This window comes from Paenibacillus sp. FSL H8-0168 (assembly GCF_038592955.1).
GTDB classification, from domain to species: domain Bacteria; phylum Bacillota; class Bacilli; order Paenibacillales; family Paenibacillaceae; genus Paenibacillus; species Paenibacillus polymyxa_B.
In genome coordinates this window covers 187,026-206,772 of record NZ_CP151948.1, presented here as the reverse complement: position 1 = coordinate 206,772, position 19,747 = coordinate 187,026, and the positions used below count along the sequence as shown (strand labels likewise).

Below are 19,747 nucleotides of genomic sequence, written 5' to 3'. Positions count from 1 at the left end.
CAGTATACCACAACTTCAAAACGACTTGACAGTCGATCCTGCCTCATTCCAAAAAACGGATACACTCTTGTATACCTATAGATATATATATAAGAATACGCTAAATAGCCGAGCGCTTTTTCCCTGTATAAATAGGGAGCGTTCGGCTAACCACTGGACATGATACTTAGACCCAATAAACGTAATAATTAAAGCGTCAACGGCACCAGCGAGCGCTCGCGATGCTGAAATACAGCAAGCTCGCGATAACCGACTTCATATAGAAGCGCGCGTGCCTTCTCCAAGTGCTCGGACAGCTTCGCCGGATCATGAGCATCCGATCCTACGGTCAGCGGGATGCCTAGCGAAAAAGCTTCTTCCAGCATGCGGCGGCTCGGGAACATCTCGGCACAGGGCTTCGAAAGCCCTGATGCATTCAGTTCCATCGCCCGACCGCTACGGGCAACGGCTGAGATTGCGGCGCGCTCCAGTTCACGCAGCTCCTCCATTTCCTCCGGCCTCGGATGATAGCCGAAGCGCTTAATGACATCCAAATGACCCATGATGTCATACAAACCGGTAGCTGCCGCCTTGGAAATCGCATCATAATACGTGCGGTACACCTCAAGCACATTTTTGCCTTCCCAATGGTGTACCTGACGGAAGTCCGTGACATCCCATTCACCGAGAAAGTGGACGGAACCAATCACATAATCCCAGGGATACGCGGTGATGATGTCTTCGATTTCTCGTTCCCAGCCCTCGATGTAGTCGCCTTCCAAGCCAACACGAATATCAATTTTCCCTTTAAAACGTTCCTTCAGTTCCAAACATTCTTCCACGTATCGGGGCAGCTCCTCCATAGGCATTGCCATTTCTGGGTAATAGTCAGCCGGTTTTACATGCAGTAGTGGCATGTGATCGGACAAGCCGAGCTGATCCAGCCCTAGCCGAATTCCCTGCTGTACATACTCTTCCAAACTCCCTATGGCATGCCCGCAGCGGGCGTGATGCGTATGATAGTCGATTTTCATGCGACCCTCCCCCTTTCAACACTACAACAAACCGTACTAATCACGACGAGGACGTTCATGGCGGCGATTCAACTCAGCCAGCACGTCATCGAGCGGTAGCTTGCGCTCCTGCAACAGCACCAGCAGGTGATAAATCAAATCGCTGACCTCCAGGCGCAGTTCGTCATTATCTTTATTTTTGGCGGCAATGATTGTCTCGGATGCTTCTTCGCCAACCTTTTTCAAGATTTTGTCTACACCTTTATCAAAAAGATAAGTCGTGTAGGCCCCTTCAGGACGTGTCTCTTCGCGCTCCTTAATAATCGCCTCCAGCTGGGCAAGTACCTCAAAGCGGTCTGCTGAAGCACTGGAAACATCATTTACCAACGTGTGGTCTCCTGCATTTCCTGCAACAGATGCTGCTACAGCCGTTCCTGGCGCGGAAATATTACGAAAAAAACAGCTCGTTGCTCCTGTATGACAGGCAGGACCGCTCGGAATGACACGTACCAACAGGGCATCACCGTCACAATCCAGCTGGATGGAGGTGATTTTTTGCGTATTCCCCGAAGTAGCCCCCTTGTGCCACAGCTCCTGTCTGGAACGTGACCAGAACCAGGTCTCTCCCGACTCCAAAGATAGTTTCAGCGACTCGCGGTTCATGTAGGCCAGCGTAAGCACCTGAAGCGTAGCATCATCCTGCACAATCGCCGAGACAAGTCCTGCCTCATTCCAGCGTACATTATCCAGTATCTGCTCCAGAGATAGCTGTTGGTTCAATTCGTTGCTCATCGTATCTCCACTCCTCTGCGCTTCAAATCCCGTTTTAGCTCAGGGATTCCTATTTCTTTATAGTGAAAAATCGTTGCTGCTAATCCAGCATCCGCTTTGCCCGCCGTAAACACGTCATAGAAATGCTCCTGTTTGCCTGCTCCGCCAGAAGCGATAACTGGAATCCCGACGGTATCCGATACCGCGGAAGTCAGTGGCAGGTCAAAGCCGTCCTTGGTTCCGTCCGCATTCATGCTGGTCAGCAGAATCTCACCGGCTCCCAACTGTTCAGCTTCCTTGGCCCAGGCCAAGGCTCGGATACCAGATGGCGTGCGGCCTCCGTGCGTATACACTTCCCACTCGCCCCACGCCTCGTTGTACTTGGCATCAATGGCAACAACGATACATTGTGAGCCAAAGCTGCGCGCACCCTCCGCAATCAGCTGAGGGTTACGGACAGCTGCCGTATTTACGCCGATTTTATCAGCTCCGGCACGCAAAATGCGTTTCATATCATCGACATGAGATATCCCGCCACCTACGGTGAAAGGAATGGCAATTTCCCCAGCTGTCTGACGCACTACTTCTTCCATGGTGGCACGCCCTTCAACTGAAGCAGAAATATCCAGAAATACGATTTCGTCCGCCCCTTCTCGGTCATAAAGCGCCGCCAATTCCACCGGATCGCCTGCATCACGTAAGTTCACAAAATTAACGCCCTTAACTACCCTGCCATCCTTTACATCCAAGCAGGGAATAATACGTTTAGCCAGCATGCCTACTCCCCCTATGCCTTTGCTACAGCTTGTACGGCGACCTGTAAATCAATGCTGCCTGTATACAGTGCCTTACCCACAATAGCACCGCCTACACCCTCTTTCGCATAGGTGCTCAGCGTGATTAGATCGTCCATCTTGCTGACACCGCCGGAAGCGATCACGGTTCGTCCACTGCTTTTCGCAAGCGCTACGATAGCCTCAACATTCGGGCCTTGCATCATTCCGTCGCGGGAAATGTCTGTAAAAATGAACGTTTCCGCTCCCTTGGAGGCCAACTCAGCAGCCAATTCGTCCGCTCGAACCTCCGAGGTTTCAAGCCATCCGCGGGTGGCCACATAGCCATTCCGTGCATCCAGACCAATGGCAATCCGATCACCGTAGGTACCCAATACTGCTTCCGTAAAAGCACGGTCCTCAATCGCTGCCGTACCCAAGATCACACGGCTCACGCCCAGCGACAACAGTCGCTCTACATGTTCACGTGTACGCAAGCCGCCACCCACTTGTACAGGCACTTGCACCGCAGAAGCGATGCGCCCAATGAGCTCATCGTTCACCGGTTGACCTGCTTTAGCACCGTCCAAATCAACCAAATGAATGTAAGAGCCGCCCAAACGCTCCCATTCTTGGGCAACCTCCACCGGGTTTTCGTTGTATATCGTCTCCTGGTTATAATCTCCTTGTACCAGTCGTACACATTTGCCATCGCGAATATCAATCGCCGGGTATATCGTGAACAAAGTATGACCCCCTTGTGAGCTATTCAACATCTATATGCCTTTACATCCATCAACGACCAAAGTTGGCGTACCACCAACTGCATACTCACGAATCGTTACGCTCGCTTTTCCACTTCCGCTAGTTCCAAAAACTGACGAAGCAGTCGCATCCCCATTGCCCCGCTTTTCTCTGGGTGGAACTGCATGCCATATACATGGCCTCTGCCCACGATAGCTGTTACGGGCCCGCCATAATCGGTCACCGCCAGCAGGTCACTTTCGACCTCCGGCTTCGCATGATAGGAATGTACAAAATACACATGTCCTTCCTCCAAGCCCTGTAACAACGGGTGATCCGGCTGAGTCATACACAGACGATTCCAGCCCATATGCGGCACTTTAACCCCCAGATCAGGAGCAAATCGAACGACCTCGCCTGGTAAAATATTAAGCCCTTCGTGACTGCCGTATTCTTCACCACGAGTGAACAATAGTTGCATTCCTAGACAAACACCGAGCAGTGGTTGTCCAGCGCTAGCAACCTCCCGAATCACCCGGTCCAATCCGCTGGAACGCAAATGCTCCATAGCGTCCCCGAATGCCCCTACACCCGGCAAAATCACACCGCTGGAGGAACGAATCACTTGGGCATCTCCCGTTACTACAGCCTCATAGCCAAGACGCTCAACCGCCTTGCTCACACTATGCAGATTGCCTCTGCCGTAATCCACAATGGCAATGGACATGGACTACAGCACTCCCTTCGTTGAAGGCACTCCCGTCACTCGCGGATCAATGGAGGTCGCTTCATCCAGTGCACGTCCCAGTGCTTTGAACACCGCCTCAATCATATGGTGGGTATTTTGCCCGTAGTGAACGATGACGTGTAGCGTCATGCGAGCCTCCAACGCAAATTTCCACAGAAATTCATGCACCAGCTCTGTCGAAAAGCTCCCTACCTGCTGTGATGGATACTCCGCACGATACTCAAAATGGGGTCGGTTACTCAGATCAATGACAACTTGCGCGAGCGCCTCATCCATCGGTACAAAGACGCTGGCATAGCGCTTAATTCCTTTTTTATCACTCAACGCTTCCAGCAAGGTTTGCCCCAGACAAATACCAATGTCCTCCACGGTATGATGATCGTCGATATCAACATCCCCTCTGGCCTGTACATTCAGGTCAAAGTGTCCGTGCTTGGTGAACAAATCCAGCATGTGATTTAGAAACGGAACATCCGTTTCAATCTCGGCTTGCCCTGTGCCGTCTACTGCAAAAGATAGCTGAATATCCGTTTCGTTCGTCTTTCGGCTGACGCTGCCTGTACGTTCTGTTACGTTATTTTCGTTCCCCATCGCCATCCACCGCCTTCTTTTCATTGTCCAATCGAACTTGTATCGCCCGTGCGTGTCCTTCCAGTCCTTCATGGCGGGCAAGCTGCATAATCGTCTCTCCATTGCGCAGCAGTGCTTCCTTGCTGTAATAGATCATACTCGACTTCTTGATAAAATCATCAATATCCACTGGCGAAGAAAACCGCGCCGTTCCATTCGTCGGGATAATGTGGTTAGGTCCGGCAAAATAATCGCCCACTGGCTCCGAGCTGTATGCTCCCAGGAAAATAGCTCCCGCGTTTTCAATCAGACCCACATGCTCCATCGGCTGCTCTGTCATAATTTCCAAATGTTCCGGTGCCAGTCGGTTTACAATATGGATGCCCTCTTCCAAAGTGTCGACGACAATGATAGCCCCGTATGCTTCCACCGATGCAGCAGCAATATCTCTGCGCGGCAGCTCCACCAATTGGCGCTGTACTTCAGCTGATACTTCTTCGGCCAAGCGTTGCGAAGGCGTAACCAGTATGGCTGAGGCCATCTCGTCATGTTCTGCCTGTGAAAGCAGGTCAGCTGCTACATAAGAGGCATTTGCTGTATCGTCAGCCAACACGACAATTTCACTTGGTCCCGCTATACTGTCGATATCCACCGCACCGTAAACCTCGCGTTTCGCCAGTGCTACATAAATGTTGCCAGGACCGCAAATTTTATCGACTGGTTCAATGCTATGTGTTCCGTAAGCGAGAGAAGCAATCGCCTGCGCTCCGCCAACCCTATATATTTCCGTTACACCAGCCTCTGCCGCAGCTACCAGTGTATATGGATCTATCCCTGCCTTGCCGCCTGTCGCCGGGGGTGTCACCATGACAATCTCCGGTACACCAGCCACCTGAGCGGGAATAACATTCATCAGCACCGAGGATGGATAGGCTGCTTTACCGCCCGGAACATACACGCCTACACGTTTCAACGGTCGGATAATTTGACCGAGCAAGCTACCATCTGGCTGTAAGTCCATCCACGAATTACGTTTTTGCTTCACGTGAAAAGCACGGATATTACCCGCCGCCTCTCGAATCGCCTGTAAAAAAGAAGGCTCTACCTTATCATATGCCGCCTTCAATTCTTCCTCCGTCACACGAAGTTGCTCTGCTATCAGCGATACACCATCAAACGATCGCGTATACCGCAGGACAGCCTCATCCCCCTCTTGGCGTACCGACTGAATAATGGTACGCACAGCCTCATTTTGCTCAGGTGTGCCGTAATCCACCTCCCGTTGGAGACTGAAATCACGGGCTGATACGATCTTCATTTGTCCATTCCCCCTTACTTGCAGCTTGCAGAATGCCCCTTTAACCCTTAGCTTATTCCTCTAGTCCATTTACTCCCGGGGTGCCACCGCATTTGGAATCACCTGATGCAATCGATCACACAATGCCTGAATCGAGCTGTTTTTCATCCGGTAGCTGACCCGATTGGCAATCAGACGACTGGTAATATCCAGTATGATGATTTGCTCGACCAATCCATTCTCCCGCAAGGTCTGCCCCGTTTCTACCATATCAACAATGCGGTCTGCCAGACCAATTAACGGCGCCAGCTCAATGGAGCCATTCAGCTTAATAACCTCCACCTGCTGGCCTTGCTCCCGAAAATACTGGGAAGCCACATTCGGATATTTTGTAGCGACCCGCTGACGAATACCTGGCTGCCAATCTGGTAAAGCAATCACCGACATCCGACAACGGGCAATCCCGAGATCCAGCAGTTCATACACATCCTTGTTTTCTTCCAGCAAAACATCCTTGCCCACAATGCCAATGTCCGCCGCCCCGTACTCCACATACGTAGGAACATCAACGGGCTTCGCCATAATAAATTCCATGCCCAGCTCGGGCAGTGGGATGACCAGCTTGCGCGTCTCGTCCACATCCAGCGGAATGGGAACCCCCGCTCGGCGAAATAGCTCAGAAGCCTGCTTATAAATCCGTCCCTTTGGCATGGCTACCTTCAATGTTTCCGTCACGGCAATTCCCTCCTTTGTACTGGCTGTCTTCCTTCAGCTGTATAGCTGTATACCTCTGCGTACAGGCCCCGCTGCTCACGACGTCGATCTTCCGGTCCGTCCGTGAGCCCTGTTACCACAGTAAGGCCTGTTGCGCGTAGCTCTGCCGCTACGGACAACGCCTCTTGGCGTCCCTGTTCGTCATAGCGGATAAGTACAGGAAGCTTCGCCTCCATTTGAATACCATCCACACCATCGACGATCCGGTTCGTTTTCAATGCAAATCCTGTTGCAGGTACGGATCGACCAAACTGCTGAAGCAGATTGTCATAGCGGCCTCCGTTGCATACCGGGAACCCAATCTCCGCCGCATAGCCCTCAAAAGTCATTCCTGTATAATATGAAAAATCCCCGATCATGGTAAGGTCGATTAACACATGCTCAGATACGCCGTAAGCCTCCAGCACTTCCCATACCTCGCACAAATGTGCAATGGATTGAATCGTCTGCTGCTCCACACTAAGACGGGTAGCCTGGTCACAAATTTCTTTTCCACCGCGCAGCCGCAGAATAGCCTCAAGTTTATCCCGATGTTCGGGAGCCAAGCCCAAAGCTTCAATCGCTGTTCGGTAGCCCACTACATCACGACTGAGCAACAGTTCCTTTAGCGCTTGTTGTTCAGCCTGACGGCCTGGAATGATTTCCTCAAATAAGCCGTTCAGGAATCCCACATGTCCCATGGCAATTTTAAAAGAGGCCACCCCTGCTGCCTGTAATGATGCAATTGCCAATGCTACAACTTCTGCATCAGCCTCAGGTGAATCATCACCCACCAGCTCCACACCCGTCTGAAAAAACTCCGCTTCTCTTCCTGCCTCTTCCTCAATCGCCCGAAATACATTTGCGTGATAGGAAAGTCGGAGAGGTACTTCCTCTTCCTTTAGCAACGAAGATACCACCCGTGCAATTGGAGCGGTCATATCCGATCGCAGCACTAACGTGGTCCCCCGGTTATTGAGTAATTTAAACAGCTTCCGATCGGAAGTAGAACTAGCCACTCCCACCGTATCGTAGTATTCCATCGTAGGCGTCATAATCTGGCGGTAACCCCAACGCTCCATGCATTCGAGTACATTCAGTTCAATGGCCCGCAGCTTCGACACTGCACGCGGAAGATAATCTCGAACCCCTACAGGGATCTCGAATCCTTTTGGCTTAGACATCTCTATCACCTCATGATTTCACAATATCTTTATCATGGTAAAGTGCTAACAAACTAAAGTATATTCGATATATTATCATGCTCTACTTGTGAACGTCAACCGAACGGCGCAGCCCTTTTTTATAGATTCGCCAAGCTGCTGCCCCTCTCTATATTTTATCCAATGCAAAATACATGAATCCTATATGAAAAACATCTATCAACGTATTTTCACGGAGCAAGACCGCGCTTACGTTAATTTTTCTTGTGCATATAGAGTTGTTCAGCTCCACTAAAAATTTATAAATTCTATACTCTAAAAAAAGACTGCTAGCTTAAGCTAACAGTCCAAATTCAAAATATTTAGCTATTCACCTGTTCATCTTTACTCCGGGAAGGAAACTTCGGAACCGTGCCCAAACCTATCCATGCGAATGGTACATATCGAAAACACAACGTCACAATCAGCCATGAGCCAAACAGCGCCAACAACCATCCACCCGCAACAGAGAAGATATATTCTACCGGCGTTCCATGCAAATCCAACTTGCGATACACCCGCAGTAACGCCGGGTGAAGTAAATAAATACCGAAAGAACATGCCCCCAACCAACTGATTAACATTCGCAGCCTATCGTTAGTATGACGATATAATAAAACCGAGCATTGAAACAACACTAACGCGGATACGAGAGCATATGCACTATGGAGCAGTTCATAGATCAGTGAGTCTGCATAGATGGCTTTGCGGTATGCTACAAACCATATTTGTACATAAGCTATACCCAGGAGTAGCCAAGCCACCCACAACCCCCACCAACTGATCAACTGACCACGTCTAATTACTGTACCTGACACTGGAAAAAGCCACTTTTTAAACCCTTCATATCCAATCGCTACAGCTGCGCCCAAGGCAAAATAACTGATATACGTAATCGCGAGACTTCCTCTTTCCTCTTGCCAAACGTATTTGTTCAGCAATACAAACCCCCATTGAATGACTAACCCTACTGCCAAAATGATACAGGCTGCTCTCCGTGGACTCGATATCCAATGACATAAGCGCTGCACTCCCCACAACAACAGCGGGAAGACCAAATAAAATTGGATGATGATGATGACATAATACAAATGTGTGTACGCCTTTCCCGTTAACAGCACGAGCGGAAGATCACTGAGCGGCATCAACCCGCGTGTTACCAAGGTCAAATAATACACAAGAGAAAACAAAACGTACGGTAACACAATAAACATCAGTCTTTTTCGGAAAAACACAAGCATATTCTTACCACGAAGCGGCCTATCGACATAATTGTAAAATAAAACAAACCCGCTCACAAAAATAAATACTGGCACTGCAAAGCTACTAAACACATTTAAAAATAAAAAAGGATAAAACAATAGAGAATGACGCGCATCAATTAAAGCCATTGAAGTCGCATGAATGGTAACAACGGCTGCAATTAATATTCCCCGGTAAATATCAAGCTCTGGTATACGTTCTTTTTTGACCAAATCAACACGCTCCCATATCGCCTTGCAAATATGTCTTTTATCAATTTTTAAACATAATCAACATGCATTACCCCACTTATTATACAGAAAAACAACACAAGAAAGACCCCTTAATACATAAGGGGTCTTTCTTATTGTGCTATTTACTACTCATCCACACCAGAGCGTCTTAAATCACGCAACGGATTGCCACCCACAAATGCACCTGCGGGCACGTCTTTATGCACGACCGCTCCGGCCGCTACGATAGCTCCGTCACCAATGGTGACACCCGGAAGAATGGTTGTGTTGGCACCGATCAGCACATGATCACCAATCACCACTTTACCGATACGATACTCCTCTATGAGGTATTCGTGAGCCAGTATCGTCGTGTTATATCCAATGACCGAATTGTTCCCTATCGTAATATGCTCCGGAAAAAAAACATCCACCATCACCATCAGGCCGAAGGCCGCATGTTGCCCCACCTTCATCCCCAGCATTCTGCGGTAAATGACGTTTTTCAGAGAAAGCACAGGACAATACCGGGCAATCTGTATAAAAATAAAGTTCTTAATGCCTTTCCAGCGGCTCACCGTCCGATAAATCTGCCACAACGCATTGGGACCTTCTACAGGATAGCGGTTCACCTTTCTCACGATACATTGACACCTTGAAGCTCCAGCTTCAGCAAATCCCGCATATCATGCAACATGTAGTCAGGCCCATATCCGCGTAGAGTTTCCTCGCCCTTGAGCGACCAAGCTACACCAGCCGATTTCACACCTGCTGCCTGAGCTGACAAAATATCAAAAGAACTGTCTCCGACCATCAATGTATGCTTTGCTTCAGCATTCAAGCCTGCTAAGGCCTTAAGGACTGGCTCAGCGTGTGGCTTAGTATGCTCTACATCGTCCACCGTCACAATATAATCCATAGAGGAAGTCAGATTGAACAGATTAAGTACACGTATCGTGGATGGTCGTATTTTAGTGGTCACAACCCCTAGCTTAATTCCTCTCGCACGCAACTCCTGAATAACCTCAATGACATATGGAAATGGCTTCACCATTTGATCATGATGAATCTGATTATAAGCACGGTAGTCCTTAACTAACCCAGATACATCCGTTAATCCCGAAAAAGTACGGAGTTGATCGTCCAGCGTTCCACCCATATGAGGAATAATATGCTCCCGCGTCAGCGGATCAGCATCCGGATGATTCAAAATGTGTAGAAATGTGCTGATAATCAACTCATTCGTGTCCATGATGGTGCCGTCTAAATCAAACAAAATCGTATTTATCATAGATGCTCCTTCTTGTCCTCGTCCGTGTCTTCCTTAGGTAGCTTATCCGCCGTAGCTGTTGGAGGAACCACGTCCTGTCCTGGACGGGATACCTGTTCTGGCGTCACGTCAGGTACCTGATCAATCCCCGCTTTACTGGAGATAATCGGATCGCTATACCGAGCAACAGATGTGCCCTTCCGGCGACGAACCAAAATGAAAATCACGGCAGCTACCACAATGAAAATAGGTAGCAATTGCGAGATCCGTACATTACCGTAACTCGGGTCCAGATGCCCTGGTTCAAACCCTAACCACACCATAGGAGACCACAAAGCATTCACAAAGGAAGCCAGCCAATCCGGTCCCTGAAAAGCCAAACTGTCCGTCCGTACACGCTCGATGAAAAAACGACCAATCGAGTACCAAATGAAGTAAAAAGCAAACATTTCGCCTGCACGTACAAATTTCATACGACGAATGACGAGCAGCAAAATCACACCTACAATACTCCACAGTGATTCATATAAAAATGTAGGGTGATGGAACACCCCGTTAACGTTCATCTGATTCACAATGAAGTCCGGCAGATGCAGTTGATTTCGCAAAAAAGTCTCTTCCGTCGGTCCACCGTAGGCTTCCTGATTGACAAAATTACCCCAGCGTCCAATCGCTTGACCGATTAGTAGACCTGGTGCGCAAATATCAGCGATACGCCAGAAATTATACCCTTTATACCGGAAATAAATGACCGCACATATAATGGCCCCGATCAAGGCACCGTATATCGCAATACCGCCATTCCAAATTTTGAAAACATCCCATAGATTATCTCGGTAGTCTTCCCATTTGAAGGCTACATAATAAATACGCGCTCCAATAATTGCTGATGGAACACCCAGAAGCAGCATATCCATAAAAAAGTCCTGCGGAATACCGAATCTTTTTCCTTCACGGATGGCGAGATATAAACCCACAAGCGCCGCCAGCCCCAAAATAAGCCCATACCAGTGGACCTTGATTGCCCCGATTGAAAAAGCGATCGGATTCAGCAGTAATGTTGCCGTTGACATATGTTTCTCTCACTCCTCGTTCTTCCTTGCAAACGAACAAACCTTAATCCATCTCTTCCATATCTTCAGAAATCGTAGCAGTCAGCTTGTTTGTAAATTGCAGGGCTGCATTAACACCCATTTGTTTCAAACGATAGTTCATCGCCGCAACCTCGATAATAACAGCCAAGTTTCGGCCCGGACGAACTGGGATCGTAACCAGTGGAACATCTGTATCAATAATGCGTGTCGTTTCCTCATCGAGACCAAGACGGTCATACTGTTTGTCCTGCTGCCATGCCTCCAGACGGACAACCAATGTAATCCGTTTGTTATTACGAACTGCACCAGCACCAAACAGCGTCATCACATTAATAATGCCCACGCCACGAATTTCCAACAGGTGACGGATCAGCTCAGGTGCTGTACCATGCAGCTGAAAATCGGACGTTTGCCGAATTTCTACCGCATCATCTGCTACCAAGCGATGTCCACGTTTAACCAGTTCCAGTGCTGTTTCACTTTTACCAATTCCACTACTTCCTGTGATAAGCATTCCCACGCCATACACGTCACACAGTACACCATGAATAGTCGCCGTAGGAGCCAGCTTTCTTTCGAGAAAGCCTGTGATGCGGCTTGATAAAATCGTCGTCGCCATATTAGTGCGCAGTACAGGAATATCTCGTTCTGCGCTCGCCTCCACTAACTCAGCCGGTACCTCCAGGCCACGTGTGATGATAATGCATGGAGTCAGTTCTGTACACAGACGCTCCATCCGATCCCGACGCTCCTCAGGAGGAAGCATCCCCAGAAAAGCCAACTCAGACCTTCCCAGAAGCTGTACCCGCTCCTGTGTATGATATTCAAAATACCCGGCCATCTCCAGACCTGGGCGATTCAAATCATCCACTGTGATCAGTCTTCGCAGACCTTTTTCACCAGAAATAACTTCCATTTGAAACTGCTGTACAAGCTCGGATACCTTTACCTGTTTAGCCATTGTATTCTCCCCTTCATCTGCAACACCGGATTCTATACGTTATTTGATTTATGTAGCTTTACCCTATTAACCATACAGCCCAACGCCAGTCTATGCTGCACTGCATCAATCCACACTCCACTTGATTTAACACTATGGTTCCAGGCTAACTCTATTCCGACAGCAGGATTGATCCCATCTAGGACCCTTGCCAACGAACCTTGCCTGCATCTAGACCTGTACCATTGTACCCATCGTATCGGAATTTTCCAATGAATGCAATGCCGAAGCTAGTAGCCGTATGCGATATACAAAAAGAGTCGCAGTTCTCCGCTTGGGGAAAACTGCGACTCTCTTCCAGAGGCAAATTTTATTCGCCAACCAGAATACTCAATTCCGATTCCTTATCAAAAATATGAACCTTGTTCATATCAACAGCCAACTTCGCTTTGACACCATCACGAGTATTGGAACGTCCGTCTACACGGGCAATAATCGTATCATTTCCGGCACCGCTCAGGTACAACAGCATTTCATGACCGAGATTTTCCGTTACATCCACAGTGGATGTAAAGATCGTATTCGGAGAAGCCTCCAAGAATACAGGCTCTTCATGAATATCCTCAGGACGGATACCCAAGATCACATCTTTGCCGATATAGCCCTTCGCTTTTAAAATCTGTCCTTTACCTTCTGGTACGAACAGATCCAGACCCGGCGCAGTAAAATGCAATGCACCTTCTTTTTCAACCAGCTGACCTGTGATAAAGTTCATCGTAGGAGAACCGATAAAACCAGCTACGAACAGATTCACTGGACGGTTGTACAGTTCATCCGGGGATGCAGCTTGTTGAATGATACCATCCTTCATAACGACAATCCGATCACCCATCGTCATGGCTTCAATTTGGTCATGTGTTACATAGATACAAGTGGTTTCAAGGCGTTTCACCAGTTTAGTGATTTCAGCACGCATTTGACCACGAAGTTTAGCATCCAAGTTGGAGAGCGGCTCATCCATCAGGAAGACTTGAGGATCGCGGACGATCGCCCGGCCCAGAGCAACACGTTGGCGTTGACCACCGGACAGCGCCTTAGGTTTACGTTCCAGCAAGTGCTCGATATCGAGGATTTTGGCAGCTTCGCGTACTTTCTTGTCGATTTCTTCTTTCTTCACTTTGCGCAGTTTCAGACCGAACGCCATGTTCTGGTACACGCTCATGTGCGGATACAGGGCGTAGGATTGGAATACCATCGCGATATCGCGGTCCTTTGGAGCCACGTCATTCACAACACGATCCCCAATGTACAATTTACCATCTGAAATTTCCTCCAGACCAGCAATCATACGAAGTGTAGTAGACTTCCCGCAACCGGAGGGACCAACCAATACGAGGAATTCTTTATCTCGAATGTCCAAATTGACATCAACAACCGTAGCTTTATCTGCACCCGGATATTTTTTGAAAATATGCTCTAAGCGTACACCAGCCATAGCTTTTGCCTCCCTAAGATCAAGTTATGAAATCGAATACATTTCTTACTTGTATCTTACCCTAGTCCACGTAGCGTGGCTATTCGCAAACTGCACAAAAATGCTATTTCCTTTTTGTCACTTTGTACAATAGGAGATAGAGCTTGACCAAAACCGCATCATTAAACGTCCGCACGTCCAATCCGGTCTCCTGTTTGATCTTGTCCAAACGGTAAATTAACGTATTTCGATGCACATACAGACGCTTAGCTGTCTCACTCACATTACAATCCAATTGAAAAAAGATATCTAATGTAGCCATCGTTTCTGAGTCTTCCAGTATGACAGATGATTTCATTACCTGTTCTAAAAATAGTACACGTTGTTCCTTGGGAATGCGGCTTAATAGCCTTTCTAAATGAAGCTCCCATGAAAAGTGGATGTGCTCTGTTACATGAAAAATCTTGCCCAGATGTATCGTCTCCCATAACAAATTCAGCTCTTGGGGAAGACTTTGCAAAGGGATCGAAGGCTTAGAAACCGCCAAATGGAATACACCCACCCACTCATTCGCAATAAGCTCATATAGGCCCAAGCTAAAAGCTGTAAGAACCTCCTCCAGCGATTCCGTAAAATCTGCATCCCTGGATTCAGTGTCTTTATCCCGTTCATCGTCGGCTCCTAATAAAAGCTCCTTTTTAGCCATAATCAGCCAAGACTGTTCGTCCAATGGAGTAAGCAGCACTTCCCCTCCAAAATAGCTCGCGAACAATCGATGGAGCTGCGTATAGGTAATAGCCCCCTCCTGTGTTCCCTCGCCATTCAGTAAAATCGGAACCATACACGCTGATAGCGAATCACGAAGCTGCAATTCATCAGGAACCTCTTCTTCCCTGTTTAGATTGGCAGCCTGCTGTATGAGCCATTGTCCAAAACGATTCATCCGCTCTTTCTCGCTATAAACTGGGTTATCCGACAATTGTGGACCGTTCTGCCAGACCTGCTCCATGTTCCCCAATAGCGCTTCTACTAGTTTCCGTTCTCGATCCGTCAAATATCTGGCCTCTACCACAAAGGCAGCCAGTTCACCTGCCGACGCACGAAACGGAAAATATAGCTTGTTGTCATGGACAAACGATCTATCCGGTATAACTGAATCGGCTGTCTCTCCCTCTGCCATCATTTCCGGGCACCAAGGTACTATGGTAAAAGGCGCTTGAATAATATTCTGAAGCTGTTGCTGAATCCATTCTGTATTCAGAGTCACGCGATCACCACTTCACTTTTTTTAGAATATAGAATAAGCACTAAGCGAACATAACGAACTCATTATAACCTGTCGATACCGTAAAATAAAAAAGCTATATAAAAACATAACTTAAAACAACACAAAAAAAGCCATCAACTATAGGTTGATGACTTCTGATGAGCCATGAAGGACTCGAACCTTCGACACCCTGATTAAAAGTCAGGTGCTCTACCAACTGAGCTAATGGCTCGTAAAACTGGTGGAGGATGATGGATTCGAACCACCGAACCCGTAAGGGAGCAGATTTACAGTCTGATGCGTTTGGCCACTTCGCTAATCCTCCATATAAAGGTGGCTCGGGACGGAATCGAACCGCCGACACGAGGATTTTCAGTCCTCTGCTCTACCGACTGAGCTACCGAGCCATACCCATTAACAAAAAAATAAAGTGCGGAGGGATACCCCTTCCCACTTTAGTACGGAAAAACTATTGAATTGAAAAATGGCGGAACTGACGGGATTCGAACCCGCGATCTCCTGCGTGACAGGCAGGCATGTTAGGCCTCTACACCACAGTTCCCTAGATTTTTCAAAATTCAAAAATGGTGCCGGCGAGAGGACTTGAACCCCCAACCTACTGATTACAAGTCAGTTGCTCTACCAGTTGAGCTACACCGGCACAATGGTGGAGGCTGAGGGGATCGAACCCCCGACCCTCTGCTTGTAAGGCAGATGCTCTCCCAGCTGAGCTAAGCCTCCTGGGTATGTATGGTAGCGGCGGAGGGGATCGAACCCCCGACCTCACGGGTATGAACCGTACGCTCTAGCCAGCTGAGCTACACCGCCATAACATAATATTTTGCTAGCTTGTCCTAAATGGCGGAGAGAGAGGGATTCGAACCCTCGCACCACTTTCGCAGTCTAACCCCTTAGCAGAGGGTCCCCTTATAGCCACTTGGGTATCTCTCCATATAAATGGACTCGCTTAGCAAAACTCCGCAAGTTATTCTTTAACTCACCAAAGTGATTTGGAATATCAAGCGCAATTTCAAGGTTACACCCTGAAAACTGGATCCGAAACTTATTTGCGTTTTATGCTTAGGATAAGCCCTCGACCGATTAGTATTGGTCAGCTCCATGCATTACTGCACTTCCACCCCCAACCTATCTACCTCGTCGTCTTCAAGGGGTCTTACATACTGGGAAATCTCATCTTGAGGGGGGCTTCACGCTTAGATGCTTTCAGCGCTTATCCCTTCCGTACATAGCTACCCAGCGGTGCTCCTGGCGGAACAACTGGTACACCAGCGGTACGTCCATCCCGGTCCTCTCGTACTAAGGACAGCTCCTCTCAAATTTCCTACGCCCACGACAGATAGGGACCGAACTGTCTCACGACGTTCTGAACCCAGCTCGCGTACCGCTTTAATGGGCGAACAGCCCAACCCTTGGGACCTACTTCAGCCCCAGGATGCGATGAGCCGACATCGAGGTGCCAAACCTCCCCGTCGATGTGGACTCTTGGGGGAGATAAGCCTGTTATCCCCAGGGTAGCTTTTATCCGTTGAGCGATGGCCCTTCCATGCGGTACCACCGGATCACTAAGCCCGACTTTCGTCCCTGCTCGACTTGTAGGTCTCGCAGTCAAGCTCCCTTCTGCCTTTGCACTCTTCGAATGATTTCCAACCATTCTGAGGGAACCTTGGGGCGCCTCCGTTACTCTTTAGGAGGCGACCGCCCCAGTCAAACTGCCCACCTGACACTGTCCTCGCACCGGATCACGGTACCAAGTTAGAACCTAGATACGATCAGGGTGGTATCCCAAGGATGCCTCCTCTCAAGCTGGCGCTCAAGATTCTACGGCTCCCACCTATCCTGTACAGATCGTACCCAAATTCAATATCAAGCTGCAGTAAAGCTCCATGGGGTCTTTCCGTCTTGTCGCGGGTAACCTGCATCTTCACAGGTATTAAAATTTCACCGGATCTCTCGTTGAGACAGCGCCCAAGTCGTTACGCCATTCGTGCGGGTCAGAATTTACCTGACAAGGAATTTCGCTACCTTAGGACCGTTATAGTTACGGCCGCCGTTTACTGGGGCTTCGGTTCATAGCTTCGCCCGAAGGCTTACCACTCCCCTTAACCTTCCAGCACCGGGCAGGCGTCAGCCCGTATACTTCGCCTTGCGGCTTCGCACAGACCTGTGTTTTTGCTAAACAGTCGCTTGGGCCTTTTCACTGCGGCCCCCTCGGGCTATTCACCCTACCGAGGCACCCCTTCTCCCGAAGTTACGGGGTCATTTTGCCGAGTTCCTTAACGAGAGTTCTTCCGCGCGCCTTAGAATTCTCTTCTCGCCTACCTGTGTCGGTTTGCGGTACGGGCACCTTCTCCTGGCTAGAGGCTTTTCTTGGCAGTCTGAGATCATGACCTTCGCTACTACAATTTTCGCTCCCCATCACAGCCCAGCCTTAACGATGTGCGGATTTGCCTACACATCAGCCTCACTGCTTAGACGGACATCCATCAGTCCGCGTCACTACCCTACTGCGTCACCCCATCGCTCATAACGGATTACGGTGGTACAGGAATTTCGACCTGTTGTCCTTCGACTACGCCTATCGGCCTCGCCTTAGGTCCCGACTTACCCTGAGCGGACGAACCTTCCTCAGGAACCCTTAGGCTTTCGGCGGATCTGATTCTCACAGATCTTTTCGTTACTCATACCGGCATTCTCACTTGAATGCAGTCCAGCGCTCCTTACGGTACACCTTCAACCCGCATTCAACGCTCCCCTACCCCTGATGCATTGCATCAAGCCATAGCTTCGGTGGTGTGTTTAGCCCCGTTACATTTTCGGCGCAGAGTCACTCGACCAGTGAGCTATTACGCACTCTTTCAATGGTGGCTGCTTCTAAGCCAACATCCTGGTTGTCTGTGCAACTCCACATCCTTTCCCACTTAACACACACTTGGGGACCTTAGCTGATGGTCTGGGCTGTTTCCCTTTCGACAATGGATCTTAGCACTCACTGTCTGACTCCCGGAACTAAATCTATGGCATTCGGAGTTTGACTGAGCTTGGTAACCCTTGCGGGCCCCGCACCCAATCAGTGCTCTACCTCCACGATTCTGTTTTCCGAGGCTAGCCCTAAAGCTATTTCGGGGAGAACCAGCTATCTCCGGGTTCGATTGGAATTTCTCCGCTACCCCCACCTCATCCCCGCATTTTTCAACATGCGTGGGTTCGGGCCTCCAGTGCGTGTTACCGCACCTTCACCCTGGACAGGGGTAGATCACCCGGTTTCGGGTCTACGTCCACGTACTCATTCGCCCTATTCAGACTCGCTTTCGCTGCGGCTTCAGCTCTTCACCTTAACCTTGCACGGGAACGTAACTCGCCGGTTCATTCTACAAAAGGCACGCCATCACCCATAGATCGGGCTCTGACTTCTTGTAAGCACACGGTTTCAGGATCTATTTCACTCCCCTTCCGGGGTGCTTTTCACCTTTCCCTCACGGTACTGCTTCACTATCGGTCGCCAGGGAGTATTTAGCCTTGGCAGATGGTCCTGCCGGATTCATACGGGGTTTCACGTGCCCCGCACTACTCGGGATCCGTCTCGGAGGGAACAAGTTTTGAACTACAGGGCTTTTACCTTCTCTGGCGGGCCTTTCCAGACCTCTTCATCTAACCGGTTCCTTTGTAACTCCATGTGAGACGTCCCACAACCCCAAGGAGCAAGCTCCTTGGTTTGGGCTAATCCGCGTTCGCTCGCCGCTACTGACGGAATCACTATTGTTTTCTCTTCCTCAGGGTACTTAGATGTTTCAGTTCCCCTGGTCTGCCTCTATTCTGCCTATGTATTCAGCAGAAAGTGACTGTCGATGAAGACAGCCGGGTTTCCCCATTCGGACATCCCCGGATCAAAGCTTGCTTACAGCTCCCCGAGGCCTTATCGTTGTTCGCCACGTCCTTCGTCGGCTCCTGGCGCCTAGGCATCCTCCGTGTGCTCTTTGTAGCTTAACCTAGTATTTACATCGTAAATACGATTTGCTTTGAATTTCGGTTCAACACGAATGTGTGAATGAAATTCAAGGCAGCTACCTTTATTTCACTTGTTTACACAAGATCAGCTTAAAGGAATATTCTAAAACGCAATTTCGTTTCGGTATCCAGTTTTCAAGGTGCAATGATAATAAATCTTTTTGGTGGAGCCAAGCGGGATCGAACCGCTGACCTCCTGCTTGCAAGGCAGGCGCTCTCCCAGCTGAGCTATGGCCCCAAAAGGAAATATAAAGTTATATGGTGGGCCCTAGTGGACTCGAACCACCGACCTCACCCTTATCAGGGGTGCGCTCTAACCAGCTGAGCTAAGGGCCCATAATAAACCACCAA

Annotated in this window: 16 protein-coding genes, 10 tRNA genes and 1 rRNA gene; all 27 read right to left on the bottom strand. The window is 49.0% G+C overall.

Features of this window, described 5'->3' with window-relative positions:
* Window positions 1–188 precede the first annotated feature (188 nt).
* The gene (hisJ, locus tag MHI21_RS00925) at window positions 189–1,013 is read right to left on the bottom strand and encodes a histidinol-phosphatase HisJ (protein ID WP_342419216.1); all 825 of its coding nucleotides are present in this window, start codon (window positions 1,011–1,013) and stop codon (window positions 189–191) included.
* Window positions 1,014–1,049: 36 nt separating this feature from the next.
* Complete coding sequence (gene hisIE / locus MHI21_RS00920) at window positions 1,050–1,784, bottom strand: bifunctional phosphoribosyl-AMP cyclohydrolase/phosphoribosyl-ATP diphosphatase HisIE (protein ID WP_342419215.1); 735 nt, start codon at window positions 1,782–1,784, stop codon at window positions 1,050–1,052.
* Window positions 1,781–2,539 carry an imidazole glycerol phosphate synthase subunit HisF gene (gene hisF, locus MHI21_RS00915; RefSeq protein WP_013308248.1) on the bottom strand — a complete coding sequence of 253 codons (759 nt, stop codon included), beginning with the start codon at window positions 2,537–2,539 and terminating at the stop codon, window positions 1,781–1,783. The genes hisIE and hisF overlap by 4 nt, the downstream gene beginning before the upstream one ends.
* Before the next feature lie 11 nt (window positions 2,540–2,550).
* Window positions 2,551–3,282, bottom strand: coding sequence for a 1-(5-phosphoribosyl)-5-[(5-phosphoribosylamino)methylideneamino]imidazole-4-carboxamide isomerase (gene hisA, locus MHI21_RS00910; RefSeq protein WP_023986478.1), 732 nt, complete (start codon window positions 3,280–3,282; stop codon window positions 2,551–2,553).
* Between the two features lie 95 nt (window positions 3,283–3,377).
* Entirely contained in the window at window positions 3,378–4,007 is a 630-nt protein-coding gene (hisH, locus tag MHI21_RS00905; RefSeq protein WP_342419214.1) for an imidazole glycerol phosphate synthase subunit HisH, read from the bottom strand.
* Window positions 4,008–4,010: 3 nt separating this feature from the next.
* The gene (hisB, locus tag MHI21_RS00900; protein ID WP_342420163.1) at window positions 4,011–4,619 is read right to left on the bottom strand and encodes an imidazoleglycerol-phosphate dehydratase HisB; all 609 of its coding nucleotides are present in this window, start codon (window positions 4,617–4,619) and stop codon (window positions 4,011–4,013) included.
* Window positions 4,603–5,916 carry a histidinol dehydrogenase gene (gene hisD / locus MHI21_RS00895; RefSeq protein WP_342419213.1) on the bottom strand — a complete coding sequence of 438 codons (1,314 nt, stop codon included), beginning with the start codon at window positions 5,914–5,916 and terminating at the stop codon, window positions 4,603–4,605. The genes hisB and hisD overlap by 17 nt, the downstream gene beginning before the upstream one ends.
* 69 nt (window positions 5,917–5,985) lie before the next feature.
* Window positions 5,986–6,630: an ATP phosphoribosyltransferase gene (gene hisG, locus MHI21_RS00890; protein WP_342419212.1), complete on the bottom strand. Its 645-nt coding sequence runs from the start codon at window positions 6,628–6,630 to the stop codon at window positions 5,986–5,988.
* Window positions 6,627–7,832 (bottom strand): ATP phosphoribosyltransferase regulatory subunit, encoded by a 1,206-nt coding sequence (locus tag MHI21_RS00885; protein WP_342419211.1) that lies wholly within the window; start codon window positions 7,830–7,832, stop codon window positions 6,627–6,629. The genes hisG and MHI21_RS00885 overlap by 4 nt, the downstream gene beginning before the upstream one ends.
* Before the next feature lie 341 nt (window positions 7,833–8,173).
* The gene (locus tag MHI21_RS00880; RefSeq protein ID WP_342419210.1) at window positions 8,174–9,325 is read right to left on the bottom strand and encodes an acyltransferase; all 1,152 of its coding nucleotides are present in this window, start codon (window positions 9,323–9,325) and stop codon (window positions 8,174–8,176) included.
* Between the two features lie 146 nt (window positions 9,326–9,471).
* Window positions 9,472–9,966, bottom strand: coding sequence for an acyltransferase (locus MHI21_RS00875; protein WP_134902363.1), 495 nt, complete (start codon window positions 9,964–9,966; stop codon window positions 9,472–9,474).
* On the bottom strand, window positions 9,963–10,616 hold the full coding sequence (gene ppaX / locus MHI21_RS00870; RefSeq protein WP_342419209.1) for a pyrophosphatase PpaX: 654 nt from the start codon (window positions 10,614–10,616) through the stop codon (window positions 9,963–9,965). The genes MHI21_RS00875 and ppaX overlap by 4 nt, the downstream gene beginning before the upstream one ends.
* A complete protein-coding gene (gene lgt, locus MHI21_RS00865; RefSeq protein WP_209949910.1) occupies window positions 10,613–11,668 on the bottom strand; it encodes a prolipoprotein diacylglyceryl transferase in 1,056 nt (351 codons plus the stop codon). Before lgt ends, ppaX begins: the two co-directional genes overlap by 4 nt.
* Window positions 11,669–11,711: 43 nt before the next feature.
* Window positions 11,712–12,650 (bottom strand): HPr(Ser) kinase/phosphatase, encoded by a 939-nt coding sequence (gene hprK, locus MHI21_RS00860; protein WP_013308232.1) that lies wholly within the window; start codon window positions 12,648–12,650, stop codon window positions 11,712–11,714.
* A 349-nt stretch (window positions 12,651–12,999) separates the two neighbouring features.
* Window positions 13,000–14,124 (bottom strand): sn-glycerol-3-phosphate ABC transporter ATP-binding protein UgpC, encoded by a 1,125-nt coding sequence (gene ugpC, locus MHI21_RS00855; protein ID WP_025720744.1) that lies wholly within the window; start codon window positions 14,122–14,124, stop codon window positions 13,000–13,002.
* Window positions 14,125–14,227: 103 nt separating this feature from the next.
* Window positions 14,228–15,370, bottom strand: a complete 1,143-nt coding sequence (locus MHI21_RS00850; protein ID WP_342419208.1) for a helix-turn-helix domain-containing protein — start codon at window positions 15,368–15,370, stop codon at window positions 14,228–14,230.
* 159 nt (window positions 15,371–15,529) lie between these two features.
* Window positions 15,530–15,602: transfer RNA gene (locus MHI21_RS00845), tRNA-Lys, on the bottom strand.
* Window positions 15,603–15,609: 7 nt separating this feature from the next.
* Window positions 15,610–15,695, bottom strand: a tRNA-Tyr gene (locus MHI21_RS00840).
* 9 nt (window positions 15,696–15,704) lie between these two features.
* Window positions 15,705–15,777: transfer RNA gene (locus MHI21_RS00835), tRNA-Phe, on the bottom strand.
* A 78-nt stretch (window positions 15,778–15,855) separates the two neighbouring features.
* Window positions 15,856–15,932 (bottom strand) — tRNA-Asp (locus tag MHI21_RS00830).
* A gap of 23 nt (window positions 15,933–15,955) precedes the next feature.
* Window positions 15,956–16,031: transfer RNA gene (locus MHI21_RS00825), tRNA-Thr, on the bottom strand.
* A 4-nt stretch (window positions 16,032–16,035) separates the two neighbouring features.
* Window positions 16,036–16,111 (bottom strand) — tRNA-Val (locus tag MHI21_RS00820).
* Between the two features lie 10 nt (window positions 16,112–16,121).
* Window positions 16,122–16,198 (bottom strand) — tRNA-Met (locus tag MHI21_RS00815).
* A gap of 31 nt (window positions 16,199–16,229) precedes the next feature.
* Window positions 16,230–16,321: transfer RNA gene (locus MHI21_RS00810), tRNA-Ser, on the bottom strand.
* 130 nt (window positions 16,322–16,451) lie between these two features.
* Window positions 16,452–19,378 (bottom strand): 23S ribosomal RNA (locus MHI21_RS00805).
* Between the two features lie 180 nt (window positions 19,379–19,558).
* Window positions 19,559–19,634 (bottom strand) — tRNA-Ala (locus MHI21_RS00800).
* Window positions 19,635–19,655: 21 nt separating this feature from the next.
* Window positions 19,656–19,732, bottom strand: a tRNA-Ile gene (locus MHI21_RS00795).
* Between the last annotated feature and the right edge of the window lie 15 nt (window positions 19,733–19,747).

Bases quoted from the DNA above. Each gene is read 5' to 3' on its own strand.
- MHI21_RS00885 (WP_342419211.1), bottom strand. From the start codon at position 7,832: ATGTCTAAGCCAAAAGGATTCGAGATCCCTGTAGGGGTTCGAGATTAT.
- lgt (WP_209949910.1), bottom strand. From the start codon at position 11,668: ATGTCAACGGCAACATTACTGCTGAATCCGATCGCTTTTTCAATCGGG.
- hisJ (WP_342419216.1), bottom strand. From the start codon at position 1,013: ATGAAAATCGACTATCATACGCATCACGCCCGCTGCGGGCATGCCATA.
- ppaX (WP_342419209.1), bottom strand. From the start codon at position 10,616: ATGATAAATACGATTTTGTTTGATTTAGACGGCACCATCATGGACACG.
- ugpC (WP_025720744.1), bottom strand. From the start codon at position 14,124: ATGGCTGGTGTACGCTTAGAGCATATTTTCAAAAAATATCCGGGTGCA.
- hisB (WP_342420163.1), bottom strand. From the start codon at position 4,619: ATGGGGAACGAAAATAACGTAACAGAACGTACAGGCAGCGTCAGCCGA.
- hisIE (WP_342419215.1), bottom strand. From the start codon at position 1,784: ATGAGCAACGAATTGAACCAACAGCTATCTCTGGAGCAGATACTGGAT.
- hisD (WP_342419213.1), bottom strand. From the start codon at position 5,916: ATGAAGATCGTATCAGCCCGTGATTTCAGTCTCCAACGGGAGGTGGAT.
- hisF (WP_013308248.1), bottom strand. From the start codon at position 2,539: ATGCTGGCTAAACGTATTATTCCCTGCTTGGATGTAAAGGATGGCAGG.
- hisH (WP_342419214.1), bottom strand. From the start codon at position 4,007: ATGTCCATTGCCATTGTGGATTACGGCAGAGGCAATCTGCATAGTGTG.
- hprK (WP_013308232.1), bottom strand. From the start codon at position 12,650: ATGGCTAAACAGGTAAAGGTATCCGAGCTTGTACAGCAGTTTCAAATG.